The sequence below is a fragment of the Rhodovastum atsumiense genome (assembly GCF_937425535.1).
GTDB lineage: Bacteria > Pseudomonadota > Alphaproteobacteria > Acetobacterales > Acetobacteraceae > Rhodovastum > Rhodovastum atsumiense.
Window position 1 is genome coordinate 5523138 of sequence record NZ_OW485601.1, and the last position, 17356, is coordinate 5540493.

17 protein-coding genes and 1 pseudogene are annotated in these 17356 nt (G+C 69.1%); 9 read left to right on the top strand and 9 right to left on the bottom strand.

The features are described 5' to 3' along the window. Positions 1-10: 10 nt before the first annotated feature. Positions 11-1426: a leucyl aminopeptidase family protein gene (locus tag NBY65_RS24875; protein WP_150040829.1), complete on the top strand. Its 1416-nt coding sequence runs from the start codon at positions 11-13 to the stop codon at positions 1424-1426. Between the two features lie 2 nt (positions 1427-1428). Beyond that, a complete protein-coding gene (locus tag NBY65_RS24880) occupies positions 1429-1887 on the top strand; it encodes a DNA polymerase III subunit chi (protein WP_150040828.1) in 459 nt (152 codons plus the stop codon). 30 nt (positions 1888-1917) lie between these two features. Here NBY65_RS24880 and NBY65_RS24885 read toward each other — a convergent pair whose 3' ends face one another. Further along, a complete protein-coding gene (locus NBY65_RS24885; RefSeq protein ID WP_150040827.1) occupies positions 1918-3357 on the bottom strand; it encodes a family 16 glycosylhydrolase in 1440 nt (479 codons plus the stop codon). Between the two features lie 477 nt (positions 3358-3834). Here NBY65_RS24885 and NBY65_RS33925 point away from each other — a divergent pair, with 477 nt between their 5' ends. From NBY65_RS33925 to NBY65_RS24890, 3 genes and pseudogenes are all read left to right on the top strand, one after another. Beyond that, positions 3835-3966 (top strand): hypothetical protein, encoded by a 132-nt coding sequence (locus NBY65_RS33925; RefSeq protein WP_275266298.1) that lies wholly within the window; start codon positions 3835-3837, stop codon positions 3964-3966. Next, positions 3963-4325 (top strand): annotated as a pseudogene (locus tag NBY65_RS34025) (ATP-binding cassette domain-containing protein); the annotation flags it as partial. The gene NBY65_RS33925 and the pseudogene NBY65_RS34025, both read left to right, overlap by 4 nt. Before the next feature lie 34 nt (positions 4326-4359). Further along, positions 4360-4521, top strand: coding sequence for a hypothetical protein (locus NBY65_RS24890; protein ID WP_239002783.1), 162 nt, complete (start codon positions 4360-4362; stop codon positions 4519-4521). Between the two features lie 157 nt (positions 4522-4678). Here the strand turns inward: NBY65_RS24890 and gpt are convergent, their stop codons facing one another. Both gpt and NBY65_RS24900 read right to left on the bottom strand, forming a co-directional pair. Continuing rightward, positions 4679-5176 (bottom strand): xanthine phosphoribosyltransferase, encoded by a 498-nt coding sequence (gpt, locus tag NBY65_RS24895; protein ID WP_150042746.1) that lies wholly within the window; start codon positions 5174-5176, stop codon positions 4679-4681. Further along, on the bottom strand, positions 5176-5508 hold the full coding sequence (locus tag NBY65_RS24900) for a tRNA-binding protein (protein ID WP_239002920.1): 333 nt from the start codon (positions 5506-5508) through the stop codon (positions 5176-5178). The genes gpt and NBY65_RS24900 overlap by 1 nt, the downstream gene beginning before the upstream one ends. Before the next feature lie 141 nt (positions 5509-5649). Here NBY65_RS24900 and NBY65_RS24905 point away from each other — a divergent pair, with 141 nt between their 5' ends. Together NBY65_RS24905 and NBY65_RS24910 are read left to right on the top strand one after the other, a co-directional pair. Next, positions 5650-7248 carry a gamma-glutamyltransferase family protein gene (locus tag NBY65_RS24905; RefSeq protein ID WP_150042744.1) on the top strand — a complete coding sequence of 533 codons (1599 nt, stop codon included), beginning with the start codon at positions 5650-5652 and terminating at the stop codon, positions 7246-7248. A gap of 190 nt (positions 7249-7438) precedes the next feature. Then, the gene (locus NBY65_RS24910) at positions 7439-8929 is read left to right on the top strand and encodes an amidase (RefSeq protein ID WP_150042743.1); all 1491 of its coding nucleotides are present in this window, start codon (positions 7439-7441) and stop codon (positions 8927-8929) included. A gap of 40 nt (positions 8930-8969) precedes the next feature. Here NBY65_RS24910 and NBY65_RS24915 read toward each other — a convergent pair whose 3' ends face one another. Further along, positions 8970-9926 (bottom strand): glycosyltransferase family 2 protein, encoded by a 957-nt coding sequence (locus NBY65_RS24915; protein WP_162530706.1) that lies wholly within the window; start codon positions 9924-9926, stop codon positions 8970-8972. Between the two features lie 119 nt (positions 9927-10045). Here NBY65_RS24915 and NBY65_RS24920 point away from each other — a divergent pair, with 119 nt between their 5' ends. Further along, a complete protein-coding gene (locus NBY65_RS24920) occupies positions 10046-10891 on the top strand; it encodes a DUF6502 family protein (protein ID WP_150042741.1) in 846 nt (281 codons plus the stop codon). Next, positions 10888-12084 (top strand): DUF5666 domain-containing protein, encoded by a 1197-nt coding sequence (locus NBY65_RS24925; protein ID WP_150042740.1) that lies wholly within the window; start codon positions 10888-10890, stop codon positions 12082-12084. The genes NBY65_RS24920 and NBY65_RS24925 overlap by 4 nt, the downstream gene beginning before the upstream one ends. Before the next feature lie 54 nt (positions 12085-12138). Here NBY65_RS24925 and NBY65_RS24930 read toward each other — a convergent pair whose 3' ends face one another. From NBY65_RS24930 to NBY65_RS24950, 5 genes are all read right to left on the bottom strand, one after another. Continuing rightward, on the bottom strand, positions 12139-12396 hold the full coding sequence (locus NBY65_RS24930; RefSeq protein WP_150042739.1) for an Lrp/AsnC ligand binding domain-containing protein: 258 nt from the start codon (positions 12394-12396) through the stop codon (positions 12139-12141). Between the two features lie 101 nt (positions 12397-12497). Further along, entirely contained in the window at positions 12498-13199 is a 702-nt protein-coding gene (locus NBY65_RS24935; RefSeq protein ID WP_150042738.1) for an ABC transporter ATP-binding protein, read from the bottom strand. Beyond that, positions 13199-13957 (bottom strand): ABC transporter ATP-binding protein, encoded by a 759-nt coding sequence (locus NBY65_RS24940; protein ID WP_150042737.1) that lies wholly within the window; start codon positions 13955-13957, stop codon positions 13199-13201. Before NBY65_RS24940 ends, NBY65_RS24935 begins: the two co-directional genes overlap by 1 nt. After that, positions 13954-15789: an ABC transporter permease gene (locus NBY65_RS24945; RefSeq protein WP_150042736.1), complete on the bottom strand. Its 1836-nt coding sequence runs from the start codon at positions 15787-15789 to the stop codon at positions 13954-13956. The genes NBY65_RS24940 and NBY65_RS24945 overlap by 4 nt, the downstream gene beginning before the upstream one ends. Positions 15790-15810: 21 nt before the next feature. Beyond that, on the bottom strand, positions 15811-17013 hold the full coding sequence (locus NBY65_RS24950; RefSeq protein WP_150042735.1) for an ABC transporter substrate-binding protein: 1203 nt from the start codon (positions 17011-17013) through the stop codon (positions 15811-15813). Between the last annotated feature and the right edge of the window lie 343 nt (positions 17014-17356).

Consider the following 17356-nt stretch of genomic DNA (forward strand, 5'->3'; position numbering starts at 1 on the left):
CCAACTTCCCATGCCAGAGCTTCGCCTCATCGCGCAGCCCGGCGCCATGCCCCGGGCGGTGCCGGTGGGCGAGGGCACACCGCTGCCGCGCCCGGCCCGGCGCGCGGCCAGGGGGGGGCGGTTCGCCGGCCGTGCTGGCGAACTGTGCGAGGTATTCGCTGCCGGCGAGCACCTGTTGCTGGTCGGCACCGGCACCGGCGGCGAGCGGGCCTTGCTGGACGCCGGCGCGCGGGCGGCCTGCCGCCTCGCCGCCTTTCCGGCGATTGCGCTCGATGCGCGCGGTCTTTCCGCCGCCGAGGCGACGGCGCTGGCTGCCGGCGCCTGGCTGCGCAGTTGGCGCTACCAGCACCTGCGCACCCGTCCGGCCGAGGATGCGCCACGGCTCGCGGCCTTCGAGTTGGTCACGGCGGAAGCGGCATCGGTCGCGCCCGCCTGGGCCCGGGCGGAGGCGGTGCTGCGCGGCGTCTGTTTCGCCCGCGACCTGGTCGCCGAGCCGGGCTGCACGCTGACTCCTGCCGGTTTCGTCGAGCGGCTGGCGCCGCTGGCCGCGCATGGCATCACGATTTCGGTGCTGGGACCGCGTGCGTTGCGGGCGCAGGGGTTCGGGGCGCTGCTGGCGGTCGGCGCCGGGGCGGCGACGCCGCCGCGGCTCGCGGTGCTGCGCTGGAAAGGCCGGCTCAAGGCCCCGCCGATCGCCTTTGTCGGCAAGGGCATCACCTTCGACACCGGCGGGCTCTCGCACAAGCCGGCCAGGGGCATGGAGCGCATGAGCGGCGACATGGCCGGGGCGGCCGCCTGTGCCGGGGCGATCCTGGCCCTGGCGCTGCGGCGTTCGCCGGCGCCGGCGGTCGCGGTGCTGGCGCTGGCCGAGAACGCCATCGGTGCGGCCAGTTACCGGCCGGGCGATGTGCTGCGCAGCCATGCTGGCCGCACCATCGAGGTGGTGGACACCGATGCCGAGGGCCGGCTTGCGCTGGCGGATGCACTGTCCTGGACGCGGCAGACCTGCCGGCCGCGGGCGATGATCGACCTCGCCACGCTGACCGGCAGTGTCGTCACCACGCTCGGTCACCACATGGCCGGGCTGTTCGACAACGATCCCGTGCTTGGGGCCTGGGTGGCGGCGGCGGGGGTGGCGGTCGGCGAGCCGGTGTGGAAGCTGCCGATCGACACGGACCATCGCGCCGCTCTCGACTCCGACATCGCCGATCTGCGCCAATGCGCCGCGGGCCGGTTGCTGCCGGATGCCTGCCATGCCGCCGCCTTCCTGCGCGAGTTCGCGGGCGGGACGCGCTGGGCACATCTGGACATCGCCGGGGTGGCCCGGCGAGAGGAACCCTGCGAGTTGCTGCCGGCCGGGCCGACCGGGTTCGGCGTGCGGCTGCTCGACCGACTGGTGGCGATGCGCTTCGAGGATGTGGACTGAGCATGGCGGAAATCGGCTTCTACCATCTCACCCGGACCGGGGCCGACCAGGCCTTGCCGCAATTGCTCGGTCGCACCCTGGCGGCGGGGCAGCGGGCCATGGTGCTGTGCGGCAGCGAGGAACGGGTGGCGGCACTGGACACGGCCTTGTGGCTCTGCCCGGACCCGGACTGGTTGCCGCACGGCACGCCCGCCTCGGGCCATGCCGGATTGCAGCCGATCTGGATCACGCATCTCGACGCCGGCGCGGACGGCGCGGCCAATGGCGCGCGGTTCCTGTTCCTGCTGGACGGTGCCGAAAGCGCGCGGCTGGATCTGTTCGACCGCGTGTTCGACCTGTTCGACGGTGCCGACGAGACGGCGGTGCAGGCGGCGCGGCGGCGCTGGGTGGCGGCCCGGGACGGTGGCCACGCGCTGGCCTATTGGCAGCAGACCGCGCGCGGCTGGGAAAAGAAAGCCTGAGGCTGCAACAGATCTTTTCCCGATCCGGTCTCAGTTGAAGGTCATGTCCGCGGTGCTGACGCCCCAGTTCCAGCGCAGCAGCACGCTCTCGCCATGGGTGCCGAAGGACACACGCTGTCCCCAGGCATGGCTGGCATCGTCATGGTCGGCGGTGATCCGGACCGTCGAAGGATCCACGCCCTGGAACACGAGCCTGTCCTGGCCCGATTCGAAGTCGTCGATGACGCGATCCCCGGCGGTGTCGGTGAAGTGGAACAGGTCCGCGCCGGAGGTACCGGTCTGGATGCCGCCGGTTGCGGCGGCCGCGGCCGGCGCCGTATCGGTGAAGCTGAAACTTTGTGTGCCCGACTGGCGGAAATCGAGGTCGGCCGTCGCGATCGCATGGCCGTTGTAGCTGGCCGTGTCGAGATAGAGGTTGCGGTCCGATCCCGTGCCGTTCCAGGCGTCGTTGAGGAACGTCATTTCTACCCGGTGGCTGCCCCCGGCCCAGTTTCCGCGCAGCGTGACCGTGTCGGATTGCCCCGTCGCGTGATGGGCCTTTGCCGTCAGCGTGCCGCCGATCTGGTGGCCGTCTACTTTCACCACGTATCGGGCATCGCCCTGCGAGGCGTCTTCCGAAATCTTCAGGACCAGCCGGTCGGGGCCATCGCCGAGCGTCACCGCGGCGGCCCCGGCGGGGGATGACGGGGGCGCGGATGCGGACGCGGTGGGGGGCGCCAGCGTGCCGCCGGTCCATTGTGCCATGCTGACATAGTCGACCTGGATGTCGACATGGTTGACGCCGCTATGGTTCGGCGAGCCGCCATACCATTGCTCGGACGCGGCACCGACATTGCCCTGCACGGCGACGCTCATCGGGATGGATGGAACGTGCTGCGTCACCGTGTGGATCAGCGAGCCGTCGACGTAGAAGCTGATTTTCCCGGGCGTCCAGTCGGTGGTGTAGGTGTGCCACTGGCTGTAGTCGATGTCGAACTGATGAGGGCGATACTGGTCCTCGCCGCTGGCGCCTGCCCAGTGGACCGTGGACATCCCGTCGCCGCGAGGCGTCTCCAGGATGTCGATCTCGGGCGGCCAGGTATGGGGAGGGGTCGGCCAGAGCAGGAAGACCGGACCGGTGCCGTCGAGTTCCTGGCTGACCTTGGCGCGGATCTCGACCCGGCCATAAGTGATGCTGCAGCCGGTGCCGCCTGGCGCCCCGGCCCATGGCGCCGTCGAGACGCCGGAGGTGTTCCAGATGCCGTCATGCCCCTTGTCGAGGCCGATGGTCAGCTTGCCGTTGCCGACCGCGAGTTCGCCGGGCGCCCAGCGGAAGGCGCCGTTGTGGTAAAGGTTACCACCCTCGTAGACGGTGCCCCAATTGGAACGGTCAAGCGAGCCGCCGTCGAATCCGTCAAATAATACCTGCCGAAGTCCGGCCACATTCTCGGTGGAAGGGGCAATGTTTCCCGTGGTGGTCGATGTCGGCATGTGTGTGCTCTTGAGTTCTGTGATAAAATTTCCGTGATCAAGGTATATGCATCAACTGCTGGTTTTATCAAATTAAAGTTATTTCTATAATTGATAAATATCAAAGTTATGAAATCATCAAAAAATACGCTTGAAAATTTCTCTGTATAGAGAAAATACTTTTCTTGATCGAATTATATGCTTATTTTAGTGTGACTTATATTTTTCATTGAAATGGCGTTGCTGCCAAATTTTGGCCAGCATCAGTATAGATACGAGAATTCAGACCGAATTTGGAATAATCTCGCTCGGGCTGGCGCGTGCCTGTCCGTCAGGCTGTTCAACCCACGGCGCATCACCCATCCGCGATTCGACAAGGCGCGGCTTCGGGGCCTACCGCTGGAAACGTCCAGGAAACCGATACCACAGAGAAAACGATATATCTCGTGAGGGCGAGTCACGCAGGCGAACGATGCCGGCCCCGGACGCCGGGGGGTGATGACAGGGGCTGCGCTTGTCTCGGCCCTGGCGCTGCCGGGGGCGCGTCCGGCCCGGGCGGCGCTGCCCGAGCATCCGCGCTGGCGGCTGGTGTTCGTCAATCACGTCATGCACGGGAAGGAAGCAGGATGAACGTGCCATCCCGGCCTGCCGCATTGAGCGCGGAGAACGTCACCAAACGCTTCGGTCCGCTGGCCGGCGTGTCGCTGCACGTCGCCGCCGGCGAGATCCTTGGCATCCTCGGCGACAACGGCGCCGGCAAGTCGACACTGGTCAAGATCCTCACCGGCTACCAGCCGCCCGGCAGCGGTCGCCTGTTCGTCTACGGCGAGGAAGTCGCGCTACGCTCGGTGGATCATGCCCGTGCCCTCGGCATCGAATGCGTCTACCAGAACCTTGCCTTGGTCGATGGGCTGAGCGTCGCCCATAACCTGTTCCTGAACCGGGAAATATGGGGGGCGCGAATCCGCGCTGATCCTCGACCTGATCCGGCGCCTGCGCGCCAAAGGCGAGCCGGCGATCGTGATGATCATGTACAACGACGCGCAGACGCTCGAGATCGCCGACCGGATCATGTTGGTGCAGCGCGGCACTGTCACCTACGAGCGGGGCGCGCAGGAAACCTCGGTGGAGGAACTGCTGAGCGTGGTGCGGCGGGAATATCAGGCCTTGCGGGCGGGGGTGTAGCTGGCGGGGTTTCACCCCGCACCCGACCAGGAGGCTTCGCCTCCTGGACCTCCACCAAGGGCTTCGCCCTTGGATCCCATTCCTTGCCGCGCAGCGAGACTGGGGTGCAGGGGCCGTGTGGCCCCTGCCGGGTCCAGGGCAGCGCCCTGGCCTTTTCTTAGCTCGCCTGCTTCTCCCGCTTGGCCAACGGCACCGCGAATTGCGGCTCGGTGTCCCAGGGGAACAGGATCCAGGTGTTCTGGCTGACCTCGGTGATGAAGGTGTCAACCAGTTGCTTGCCCGCCGGCTTGGCATAGACCGTGGCGAAATGTGCCTTGGGCAGCAGCGAGCGCACCACGCGGGCGGTGGTGCCGGTATCGACCAGGTCGTCGATCAGCAGGAAGCCTTCCCCGTCTCCCGCCGCCACCGGCGGCTTCAGCACCTGTGGCGCGCCGATTTCGGTCTCGCCTGCGGCGCCGCGGCCATAGGTGACAACCGAGACGGTTTCCACCAGCCGCGCTTCCAGTTCGCGCGCGATGATGGCCGCGGGGATCAGGCCGCCGCGCGTGATTGCAACGATCCCGTTGAAAGGGCCGAGATCGATCAACCGCCACGCGAGCGCGCGCGCGTCGCGGTGCAACTGATCCCACGTCACCGTGTAGTAATGGGCCGGCATCAGAACAAACGTCCTCCGAGAGGCACTTTGAAGTCGGGCCTCACTAGCACGACTGCGCCGTCCTCGTCGGGAACTCCGAGCGTCAGCACCTCGCTTTCGAAGGGGCCGATGCGGCGGGGCGGGAAGTTCACCACCGCCAGCACCTGCCGACCGATCAGCGTGTCCGGCTTGTAGTGGGCGGTCAGTTGCGCCGAGGAACGCTTCACGCCGAGCGGCGGGCCGAACTCGATCCATAGCCTGATCGAAGGTTTGCGCGCTTCCGGGAATGGTTGGGCGTCGACCACCTTGCCAACCCGGATCTCCAGCCTGTCGAAATCCTCGATCGTCGCCACCTTTGCCCCCTGTCGGCTTGTCCTCATGATCGCGTCGGTCTGCGCGGTTGCCAATGGGAAAGCCCCGTGCCAGCGTCGTGACACCGACTCCGGGCGCCCGCGCGCGGCCGGGACAGGGGGACGAAGTAAGGAGACGGCTGCGTGCGTGACTTCCAGTTGCCGGGCCGCAGCCCGGTGCTTTCCGCCCACGGCATGGCGGCGACCTCGATGCCGCAGGCGACGCTCGCTGCCCTGGACGTGCTGCGTGCCGGTGGCAACGCCATGGACGCGGCGATCGCCGCGGTGGCGGTGCTGTGCGTTGTGGAGCCCCAATCGACCGGCATCGGCGGCGATTGTTTCTGCCTCTATGCCCCGGCCGGCGAGCGTCGCGTGGTGGCGCTGAACGGCTCCGGCCGTGCCCCCGCCGGTGCGTCGATGGATTACTTCGAGGCGCATGGCATCAGCGCGCTCGAGGCCACCTCGCCGCATGCGGTGACGGTGCCCGGCGCCATCTCGGCCTGGGAGACGCTGCTTGCCGCACATGGCAGCAAGAGCCTGGACGAGGTGCTGCGCCCGGCCATCGCCTGTGCCGAGGAGGGGTTCTTCGTTTCTTCCCGTGTCGGGTATGACTGGGAGAGTGCCGCGGGCAAGCTGCGCGCGACCGGGGCGACATCGTTCCTGCCCGGCGGCAACGCCCCGCGCTACGGCGACCGCTTCGTCCAGCCGCACCTGGCCGCGACCCTGCGTGCCATCGCCCGTCACGGCGCCCGCGCCTTCTACGAGGGCGAGGTGGCGGCCGACATGGTGGACAGTCTGCGCCGCCGCGGCGGCGTGCATACCGAAGAGGATTTCGCCACCGGCCGCACTGCCGCGCATTTCGTCGCCCCCATCCGCATCGGCTGGCACGAGTACGAGGTCTGGCAATGCCCGCCGAACGGGTCGGGGCTGCTGGTGCTGATGATGCTGGGCATCCTGGGCGGGCTTGGCCCGGCGCCGGACGGGCCGCTCGGGATCACCCGCTGGCACCGCCAGATCGAAGCGTCGCGCCTGGTCTATCGCGATCGCGACGCCTTCCTTGCCGATCCGCTGCAGGTCGAGGTGCCGGTGGCGAAGCTGACCGGCCCGGACTACCTGGCCGGGTTGCGCCGGCTGATCCGCGACGATGCCACCGTGGCGGACCTGCCCGCGCCCGGCGAAACCCTGCTGCCGCCGCATCGCGACACCGTCTACCTCTCGGTGGTCGATCGCGACGGCAATGCGTGCAGCTTCATCAACTCGCTGTTCGAGCATTTCGGCTCGGGCATCCTGGCCGAGCGGTCCGGGGTGATGCTGCACAATCGCGGCCTCGGCTTCCGGCTTGATCGCGGCCATCCCAACTGCATCGCCCCGCTCAAGCGGCCCTTGCACACGATCATTCCGGGCATGGTGACCCGCAATGGCGAGGCGGTGCTCTCCTATGGCGTCATGGGCGGGCATTACCAGCCCTTCGGCCAGACCAGCTTCCTGGCCAATTACTTCGACTACGGCCTCGACCTGCAGGAGGCGATCGACCTGCCGCGGGTGTTTCCCTTCGGGGGAAAAGTCGAGGTCGAGCGTGGCGTGCCGGCCGCGTTGTGCGAGGGGCTGGCCCGTCTCGGCCATGTCGTCGCCCCGATCGACCGGCCGCATGGCGGCGGCCAGGCGATCTGGATCGACCGCAGCCGCGGCTGTCTGGTCGGGGCCTCGGATCCGCGCAAGGATGGCTGCGCCCTGGGCTACTGAACCTGAGAGCGCAAAAGGGAGGGCAAGAAAGAGATCCGATTTCCGATCGGGATCTGCGCCGCATCGCCATGTGTCGGGTCGCCGCGCGGCGGCCGCGGACACGGGGGCGAAACCGCGGGGGATCCTGCCGCCCGACATCGTCGTGTCCCACGCCCGCATGAAGGCGCGGCCCAGTGCCGCGGCATGAGCCATGGAACCCTGTGATCTCACTGCGCAAGAAGCACGATCCCTGATTGGCCGCAAGTTGCTCTCGCCGGTCGAGCTGGTGGAGAGCTGCATCGCCCGCATCGAAGCGGTCGACCCTGCCGTCAATGCCATGGTCACGCGCGACTTCGCCCGTGCCCGCGCGAGCGCGCACGATGCCGAATCCGCGGTGATGAACGGGCAGTTGCTGCCCGCCCTGCACGGGTTGCCGTTCGGGGTGAAGGACCTGCAGGCGACCGCCGATCTGCGCACCACCTGGGGCAGCCCGATCTTCCGCGACCATGTGCCCAGCGAGGACCAGCTCATCGTGCACGCGCTGCGGCGGGCCGGTGGCATCGTGCTCGGCAAGACCAACACGCCCGAATTCGGCGCCGGCGCCAACACGCGCAATGCCGTGTTTGGCGCCACCGGCAACCCCTTCGATCCGGAGCGTTCGGCGGCCGGCTCCTCGGGCGGCTCGGCGGTGGCGCTGGCCACCGGGATGGTGCCGCTCGCCACCGGATCGGATACCGGCGGCTCGCTGCGCAACCCGGCGGCCTTCTGCGGCATCGTCGGCTTTCGCCCGAGCCCCGGCCTGGTGGCGAACGAGAAGCGCTCCTCCGGCTGGTCGCCGCTGCCGGTGATCGGCCCGATGGCGCGCACCGTGCCGGATGTGTGCCTGCTGCTTTCAGCGATGGTGGCCGGCGATGGCTATGATCCGCTCGCCAGTACTCTCCTCGGGCGGTCGGGGCGTGACCCGGAGGCGTTCTTCCCGCCGCAGCGTGTCGATCTTTCCCGCCTGCGCGTGGCCCTGACGCCGGATTTCGGCTTCGCCCCCACCTCGCGCGAGATCATGGAACTGTTCGCCGAGAAGGTGGGGTTGTTCCGCCATGTCTTCATCCGCGCCGAGGACGCCTCGCCGGATTGCCGTGGCGCCGACGAGGCCTTCGAGATCCTGCGTGGCGTCGATTTCCTGGCTGGCTACCTCGAGCATGTGCGGACGCGGCCGCAGGATGTCGGGCCGAACGTGCGCGGCAATGTGGAGAGCGCCCTGCGCCTCACCGCCGAGGACGTGGCGCGCGCGCAGACGCTGCAGGCCGCCATGTACCGGCGTTGGCAGGGTTTCTTCCTCGGCTTCGACGTGATCATCACCCCCACCATCACCATCAGCCCGCGCCCCTGGCAGGAACTTTATCCGGTCGAGATCGACGGGATCCAAACCCGCAGCTATTTCCACTGGCTGGCGCTGGCCTATGCGGTGACGCTGGTCGGGCATCCGGCGGTCAGCCTGCCGGTGGGGCTCGATCGCAACGGCCTGCCGTTCGGCCTGCAGATCGTGGGACCGCGCGGGGGCGATGCCTTCGTCCTGTCGGTGGCGGCCGAGCTGGAGGCGCTGCTGGCCGGCGATCCGCGCACGGCGCGGCCGGTGCCGGACATCGCCCGGCTGCAGGCGGCACCGCCGATCGCGGAGATGCCGGGGTTCCTGGGCTTCGACTGATCCCGGAACGGGATCAGGTGCGCGGGGCTGGTGGGGCGTATCAGCAGTTCCCCATCCGCCGCATCAGTGCCCGCAGTGCCGAGGGCCAGCGAGAAGGGGGCAGCGACGCTGGGTCGGTCCGGGTGGCATCCTGTCGCGTGGGGGGCATCTGGAAGAGGCGGGCGCAGCGATCGAGCGACGCACCGCGCTGAACCAGCAGGTCACGTTCCTCCTCGGAGAGGATGTCCATGTATTGCGCGACCATCTGGTCGTTCCAGAGTTTCATGGCGGCGTAGTCGTATCGGGGATGCCGCGCCGGCATGCCGGGGGGCGGTTGCATGCGGTAATAGCCTGGCCTGTTGCTCAGCAGCACCCGCGCCCCCGCCATGAAGCAATCCAGCAACAGGACGAAGCCGTACCCGTCCTGGCACGTGGCGTTGCACCAGATGTTGTTCGCCTGCAGGAAGTTGCGGCGGATCACTGGCTTGAGCAGGCCATAGTCGAATCCCGAGCTTCTGGGCATGGATTTGCGCAGGAAGGTCCGCAGTGGCAGGGCCCGGACCTGGTCGGCCGGCCGCAGCACGGTTCCCATCGGCTGACCGGTGACGGCATCGCAAAGGAACTGGTTGTCGAGGACAATATCCGCCTGCTGTTCATTACCAATTTGGATCATGCGCTCCAGCCGGTCCCCCCCAAGCCAGTCCTCTGCATCCAGCACGGTGACCCAGCGCCCGCGGGCAAGCGAGAGCGCCCGATTGCATGCGGCCGGGATGCCGACGGGCTCGCGACCGCCGAAGACGCGCAGCCGCCGTTCTCCCCGCGCGATCTCGCGCAGCAGCCCCCCCGTGGCATCGTCGGAGCCGTCATCCCACGCGATCACCTCCAGGTCCGTGAGGCTCTGCCGCAGGACGGACCCGACGGCACGATCGATGGTGTCGACGGCATTGCGGGCGGGCAGGATAACGCTGACGCAGGGGCCAACCGCAGCCCTTGCGGCAGGCGAAGGGGGAGACTGCATCGGGGATTCCTTGGTCATCTTGCCAGGAGGCATAACGTGGGAAATTATCCCACGTCAACATGCCGCGGCGGAGCCATTGATTCCCGCGCGGTATGGCGGCAGTCTCCGAAGGGATTGAGATGGTTTCGGATCGAACGGCCTCGCGCGACGTGTTGCTGAAGGCGGTGCTTCGCCTGCTTCGCCCGCTCGTACGCCTGCTCGCCCGCAACGGCGTCACCTATCCGGTGTTCGCGGAATTGTTGCGCGGCCTTTATGTGGATGTGGTGGCACGCGACCTGTTGCGCGATCCCCGCGACCGCACCGACAGCCGCATCAGCCTGCTCAGTGGCGTGCACCGCAAGGAGATCCGCCGTTGGCGGGAGGCCGGCGCGGCGTCGCTGGACGTGCCGGAAGACGTGACGCTGAGCAGCCAGATCATCGCCCGTTGGCTGGGGGCGGAACCCTGGCGCGACCCGGATGGCACCCCGCGCGCCTTGCCGCGGCTTGCCTCGGCCGGTTCGCCATCCTTCGAGGAACTTGTTGCCTCGTGCACGCGTGACCTGCGGCCGCGGGCGGTGCTGGACGCCTGGATGGAGCAGGGGCTGGTCAGCGTCGATGCGCAGGACCGCGTGGTGTTGGATATCCGCGCCTTCGTGCCTTCGCCTGGTCGCGACGAGCAGATGTTCTATTTTGCCCGCAACCTGCATGACCACATTGCCGCGGCCAGTGCCAATGTCACTGGTTCCGGGGTGGCGCGTTTCCTCGATCGCAGTGTCCATTACGACCGGCTGCCGGTGGAAGCGGCGGCGCGGCTGGAAGCGCTTGGCCGCGAGTCCGCGCAGGCGATGCTGCTGGCGGTGAACCGGGCCGCCATCGAGATTGCCGACCGGGCCGATGCCACGGCCACGCCGGGTGGGGCCACGCAGCGGGTCAACCTGGGCGTCTACCTGTATGTCGAGGATGAGTCGCCGGAGACGCGGACGTGAGGCGGCGCTGGCTGTCGCTGGCACTATTCGCCGCGACGCTGCCGGGTGGGTGCGGCTTGCCGCCTGCTCCGCCGCTTGACGCCGACCGGGGCATTGGCGGTACCGGGATCGATGTTGCTGACCGGGGCATTGGCGGCACCGGGATCGTTGGTGTCGTCGGCAAGGATGGCACCCTGGCCATCGCCGGACGACAGATTGGGACTAACGCCGTGGCGAGCGTGCACGTCGACGGGCTGCCCGCCGGGTTGGACGCCCTGCGCCCCGGCCAGGTGGTCGCCGTGGCTGCCCAATGGCAGCAGGACCGTCTGCAGGCCCGCACGCTGGCCGTTCGCCATGAGGTTTCCGGTCCGGTGGAGGAGGTTGCCGCAGAGGGTGACCGTATCGTGGTCGCGGGACAGACGGTGCGGTTGGAGGGAGCGGACAGCGCGCCGCGCCGTGGCGAGTGGGTCGCGGTGAGCGGGCTGCGCGATGCCGAGGGGGTGATCCGGGCCTCGCGCGTCGACCAGCGGCGGCCGGGAGAGGTGTCGGTGTCCGGCCTGCTGGAAGCGGACGGGCGGGGATGGCGTCTTGGTGCCTTGGCGGTGCGGGGTGCCGTGCTGCCGCCGGCCGGGCAGCGGATCCGGGTGACCGGCCGCTATGTACGTGGCGTGCTGCAGGTGCGTTCGGCGGGGCCGGATCCGCTTCTGGATTTTCCGCCGGCCATCGACCGTTTCCTGGTCGAGGCCTATCCGCGCAGCGAAGGCGGCCGGCTGTGGCTTGTCCCTGGGCTGAGCGTTGTCATGGCGCCGTCCTTCACCCTGGTCCCGACCGGTGGACCGCTCGTCATCGCCCTGACGCTGGAGGCCGATCGTGGCCTGGTCGCGACCGGCGTGCAGGAGATGGGTGGAGGGCAGTCCGATGCTGGTTCGCCCGGCGCGGCTCCGGGTGGGCCGGGGCAGCATGGATCCGCCGGCCACGGAGGCATGGGGAATGGCCCAGGTGCTGCGCCAGGCGGGGCAGCGCCCGGTGGCGGTGGGCCAGGCAATGCAGGCCCGGGTAGTGATGGGCCGGGCGGGGCTGGTGGCCCGGGAGGCGGGCCGGGCGGGGTTGGTGGCCCGGGAGGCGGCGGCCCGGGGAATGACGGGCCCGGTGGCGGTGGGCCGGGGGGTGCCGGCGGGCCGGGGGGCGGTGGCGGTGGAGGGCCGGGCAGATGAGGCGACGTATGGCTTCCGTTCAACCTCGGCCCGGCCGCATCGCGGCGCCCCGGCTTAGCTGCGGCCGCCGTCGAGGAAAGCGTTAAAGGTGATCAGGGTGTAGGTGTCGCGCACACCAGGAATGGTCTGGACCTTCTCGGTCACGAACAGGCCCGTATCCTCGTCCGGCTGGAGATAGAACTTGCCGAGCAGGTCGTACTGGCCCGATGTCGAATGCAACTCCGACAACTGCTCGATCGTGTCGGCGGCGACCCGGGCGACCTCGTAGGCGCGTCCCATCTCGCATTTGATCATCACGAAGATCGGTCTCATGGCATCCAACCGTTGATGGTTGCGGACCGGGGTCCGGGCGCTTGTTGTAGCCTCAATGCATCCGACTGTGCCAGCCCAGGCCCCCTGTTGCCGGCCCGGCGTCAGAGATGCAGATGCGCCGCCCGCAGCCTCGCATCGTCGCGCAGCTCCTGCATCAGGCCGGTCCAGATCACGCTGCCCTTCTCGATCACCACCGCCCGGTCGGAGACGCGGGCGGCGAAATGCAGGTTCTGCTCCGCCAGCACCACCGCCACGCCCGCCGCCTTCAGCGCCTGCACCGTGGCCGCCATCTGCCCGACCACCACCGGCGCCAGCCCCTCGGACGGCTCGTCCAGCAGGATCAGTCGCGGATTGCCCATCAGCGTGCGCGCGATCGCCAGCATCTGCTGCTCGCCCCCGCTCATCCGCCCGGCCCGGCGCCGGCGCGCCGCCGCGAGATTGGGGAACAGCGCAAACAGCCGCTCCTCGGTCCAGGCTGGCACGCCCGCGCGTGGCTCCTGGCGTCCGACGGCCAGGTTCTCCGCCACCGTCAGGTCGGAAAAGATGCGCCGCTCCTCCGGCACGTAGCCCAGGCCGAGCCGGGCGATGCGATGCGGCTCCAGCCCCGCGATCGCCTGTCCCTCGAAGCTGATCCGCCCGCTCGCCGGTCGCACCAGCCCCATCACCGATTTCAGCGTGGTGCTCTTGCCCGCGCCATTGCGCCCGAGCAGCACCACCACCTCGCCGGCGCCGACCTCGAAGCCGATTCCGTGCAGGATGTGCGCGCGGCCATAGAAACTGTGCAGCCCGGCGACCTCCAGCATCACGGGTCACCTGCCAGCGCGTCCGCGCCCAGATACACCGCGCGTACCGCGGCATCGGCACGGATCGTGGCGGCATCGCCCGCGGCGATCAACCGGCCGCGATCGAGCACCAGGATGCGGTCGGCGACGCCGAACACCACGTCCATGTCGTGTTCAGTGAACAGCACGGCCAAGGCGCGTTCCGTCGCCAGCCGCCGCACCAGCGCCATCAGCGCCGCACGCTCGGCCGGCGCCATGCCGGCGGTTGGCTCGTCCATTAGCAGCAACCGCGGCGCGCCGGCCAGCGCCACCGCCAGTTCCAGCCGCTTGACGTCGCCATAGGCGAGCACGCCGGCGGCACGCCCGGCCTGCTCTGCCATGCCCACCTCGGCCAGCAGTGTCTCGGCCTCGGCCACGAACAGGCTGTCAGCGGGCCGCCAGAACCGCCAGGTGGCGCCGCGATGCGCCTGCAACGCCACCTGCACGTTCTCGCGCACCGTCATCGAGGCGAAGGTCGCGGCGATCTGGAAGCTGCGCCCCACGCCCAGCCGCGCGATGCGCCGGGGCGGCAGCCCGGTGATGTCGCGCCCCGCCAGCCGCACGCGGCCGGCATCCGGCCGCACCTGTCCGCCGACCATGTTGAAGCATGTCGATTTGCCGGCACCGTTCGGCCCGATCAGCGCCAGCATCTCGCCCGCCGCCAGCGCGAAGGACACGTCGTCCACCGCGCGCACGCCGCCGAAGCTCTTACGCACCCCTTGCACCGCCAGCACCGTCATGCCCGGTCCCGTTCCCCGAGCCGTTGTGCCGCGCCGGCGATGCCCTGCGGGAAGGCCAGCACCAGGGCGATGATTGCCAGCCCCAGCACCAGGCGCCAGCGATCGGTCGCCAGCAGCAGCGTGTCGTACAGCCCGGTATAGGCCAGGGCCCCCAGCACCGGCCCGGCCATGGTCTGCACCCCGCCAAGCAGCACCATGACCAGCGCGTCCACCGAACGCTCGATCGAGATCATGGTCGGGAACACGCTGCCTTTCGAATAGGCCGCCAGCGCCCCCGCCAGCCCCGCCGCGGCACCGGCCAGGGCGAAGGCGGCCATGCGCAGCGGTGCCGGCCACAGCCCCGTTGCCTCGGCCCGTGCGGCCGAATCGCGACAGGCGCGCAGCGCGTAGCCGAAGGGCGAGAACAGCACCCGGCGCAGCAGCACGGCTCCGCCGGCGCACAAAGCCAGGGTCAGCCACCAGAACACCGCCGGGTCGGCGGCCCAGGGCGCGGGCCAGACTCCCAGGATGCCGTTATCGCCGCCGGTCGCCTCGCTCTGGAACGAAGCCGCCCACACGATCTGCGCGAAGGCCAGGGTCAGCATGGCCAGGTAGACGCCCGATAGCCGCACCACGAAGGCGGCGAAGGCCAGTGCCGCCACGCCCGCCGCCACCGGTGCCAGCGCCAGCCCCGCCGCCATCGGCCACGCAAGCTGCGTCGCCGCCAGCGCGGCGGCATAGGCGCCGATACCGAACCAGGCGGCATGGCCGAAGCTCGCCATGCCACCCGGCCCCATGATGACGTGCAGGGACGCCGCGAACAGAACGGCGATCATTGCCTCGGTCAGCACCGACAGTGCGAAGGGGCCGACCAGGAACGGTGCCGCCATGCCGGCCACCAGCACCGCCAGCCCGAGCCAGCGCAGCGCGCGGCCGGCCGGCCGGATCAGTGCCAGCGCCTGCGTCTCGCCGCGCGCCGCCGCCTGCGCCCGGCCGAGCAGCCCATGCGGGCGCACCGCCAGCACCACTGCCATCACCACGAACACCAGCACCAGCGTGGCTTTCGGCAGCAGCACGATGCCGAAGGCCTGCAGCTCGGCGATCAGCAGGCTGGCCAGGAAGGCGCCCGGCAGGCTGCCCATGCCGCCAACCACTACCACGACGAAGGCGTCGGTGATGACGGAGAGATCCATGTGCAGGTTCGCCGACCCGTCCGGCAAGGCGAGCGCGCCGCCGAGCCCGGCCAGCCCGGCACCGAGCGCGAACACGGTGGTGAACAGCAGCCGCTGGTCGACGCCCAGCGCCGCCACCATCTCGCGGTCTTCGGTAGCCGCGCGTACCCGCACGCCCCAGCGCGTGCGCCCGAGCAGCAGCCACAATCCCAGCAGCACCAGCGGGCCAATGCCGATCAGGATCAGGTCATAAAGCGGGAAGCGCGCCCCGGCGATGGTGACGAAGCCGCGCAGCCAGCGGGGCCGGGAAAGCGAGAGGTCGTTCGGTCCCCAGGCCAGCAGCACCAGTTCCTGCACCACCAGCACCACCCCGAAGGTGGCGAGCAGTTGCAGCAGTTCCGGCGCCCGATACAGCCGGCGCAGCAAGCCGGTTTCCAGCAGCACGCCGATGGCGGCGACGGCGAGCGCCGCCAGCAGCACTCCCGCGACGTGCCAGCCCGGCTCGCGCGGCAGCCGGGTGAGGATGCTGAAGCCGATATAGGCCCCGAGCATGAACAGGCTGCCGTGGGCGAAATTCACCACGCGCGTCACGCCGAAGATCACGGTCAGCCCCGCCGCCACCAGGAACAGCGAAGACGCCCCGGCGAGCCCGGTCAGGAACTGGATCAGAACGAAGTCCAAGGCAGTCGCGCCGGCTTGTCCTCAGGCCGGCCGCAGCTTGCGCACCACCTCGTCGGCGGGCAGGGCGGCGGCGCCGTCCACATAGCGCCAGTCCACCATCGTGCCACGCCCGGCCTTCACGGCGGTCCGGCCGACATAGGTGCCGAGCGTGGACTGGTGATCGATCGCCCGCCAGCTCGCGCGCCCGAACGGGGTATCGAATCCGGTACCGGGCAGGGCGTCGCAGAGCTGTTCGGTGCCAGTGCCGCCCGCCCGGACGATACCGGCGACGATCGCGCCGATCAGGGCGTGGCCGACCACCGACCCCATCTTCGGCGGCACGTTGAATTTCGCCTGGTAGGCGGCAATGAACGCCCGGTTGGCCGGGTCGGCCACCGAGTCCACCGGATAGCCGGTCACGATCCAGCCCTCCGGCGTTTCCTCGCCGAGCGGATCGAGATATTCCGGCTCGCCGGTCAGCACCGAGACCACGCTGCGGCTCTCGAACAGGCCGCGCGTGTTACCCTGGCGGACGAAATTGGTCAGGTCCGGTCCGAAGGTGACGTTCAGGATCGCCTCCGGCCGGGCCGCTTCCAGCGCCGCCACGGTGGCGCCGGCATCGATCCGCCCGAGCGCCGGATATTGCTCGGCGACGAAGCTCACGTCCGGGCGCTTCGCCTGCAGCAACTGGCGGAACCACTTCACCGTGGAGGTGCCGTATTCGTAGTTCGGCGCCACCGCCACCCAGCGCCGCGCCGGCAGCTTCGCCGCTTCCTCGACCAGCATCGCCGCCTGCATGTAGGTCGAGGGCCGCAGCCGGAAGCAGTAGCGATGGCCACGTTCCCAGACCAGCGCGTCGGTCAGCGGCTCGCCCGCGACGTACAGGACGCGGTTCTGCGCGGCGACGTCGGACAAGGCGAGGCCGACATTGGAAAGGTACCCGCCCGCCAGCAGGTCCACCTTCTGCTCGTTCAGCAATTCGCCGGCGATGCGCACCGCGTCCTGCGGGCGACCGGCGTCGTCGCGGCTGATCACCTCGAGCGGGCGGCCCAGCACGCCACCCGCCGCATTCACCTGGGCCACGGCGAGCTGCCAGCCATTGCGGTAGGGCAGGGTGAAGCTGGGGATGGCGGTGTAGGAGTTGATCTCACCGATCCGGATCGGCACCGGCTGCGCCCGCAGGATGGCAGGGGTCGCCAGCGCGGCGGCGCTGCCGCACAGCACGGCGCGGCGTGTCAGGCTCATCTGTCGTCGTCTCCCGGCGCTGTCGCTCAGCGCATTCCGTCCTTGCCCTTGCCCGTATCGACCAGCGGGCTCCGCGGGCACGCGGATCTCCATAGCGTCGAAATGGCTGTCGATACAGGCGTTATCCTTGTGGCCCGGTGGCACGTCGATGCCGGAGCGGTGGAATGAACTCATTCCTTAAATATCTATCTGATATGCAAATTTAGCGTGGATGTTTTCACGACCTTGCGAATGCCATCCCGGGCACGCCAGGCCCCTGCAAACACCCAAAGATCCCCGGTTGCTGCCACTCTGGATCCGCCCCGGAACCGGACCGATCACGCTGATTGATTTGTACTTCGTT

Bases quoted from the DNA above. Each gene is read 5' to 3' on its own strand.
- NBY65_RS24875 (WP_150040829.1), top strand. From the start codon at position 11: ATGCCAGAGCTTCGCCTCATCGCGCAGCCCGGCGCCATGCCCCGGGCG.
- NBY65_RS24880 (WP_150040828.1), top strand. From the start codon at position 1,429: ATGGCGGAAATCGGCTTCTACCATCTCACCCGGACCGGGGCCGACCAG.
- NBY65_RS24885 (WP_150040827.1), bottom strand. From the start codon at position 3,357: ATGCCGACATCGACCACCACGGGAAACATTGCCCCTTCCACCGAGAAT.
- NBY65_RS33925 (WP_275266298.1), top strand. From the start codon at position 3,835: ATGACAGGGGCTGCGCTTGTCTCGGCCCTGGCGCTGCCGGGGGCGCGT.
- NBY65_RS24890 (WP_239002783.1), top strand. From the start codon at position 4,360: ATGATCATGTACAACGACGCGCAGACGCTCGAGATCGCCGACCGGATC.
- gpt (WP_150042746.1), bottom strand. From the start codon at position 5,176: ATGCCGGCCCATTACTACACGGTGACGTGGGATCAGTTGCACCGCGAC.
- NBY65_RS24910 (WP_150042743.1), top strand. From the start codon at position 7,439: ATGGAACCCTGTGATCTCACTGCGCAAGAAGCACGATCCCTGATTGGC.
- NBY65_RS24915 (WP_162530706.1), bottom strand. From the start codon at position 9,926: ATGCAGTCTCCCCCTTCGCCTGCCGCAAGGGCTGCGGTTGGCCCCTGC.
- NBY65_RS24920 (WP_150042741.1), top strand. From the start codon at position 10,046: ATGGTTTCGGATCGAACGGCCTCGCGCGACGTGTTGCTGAAGGCGGTG.
- NBY65_RS24930 (WP_150042739.1), bottom strand. From the start codon at position 12,396: ATGAGACCGATCTTCGTGATGATCAAATGCGAGATGGGACGCGCCTAC.
- NBY65_RS24935 (WP_150042738.1), bottom strand. From the start codon at position 13,199: ATGCTGGAGGTCGCCGGGCTGCACAGTTTCTATGGCCGCGCGCACATC.
- NBY65_RS24940 (WP_150042737.1), bottom strand. From the start codon at position 13,957: ATGACGGTGCTGGCGGTGCAAGGGGTGCGTAAGAGCTTCGGCGGCGTG.
- NBY65_RS24950 (WP_150042735.1), bottom strand. From the start codon at position 17,013: ATGAGCCTGACACGCCGCGCCGTGCTGTGCGGCAGCGCCGCCGCGCTG.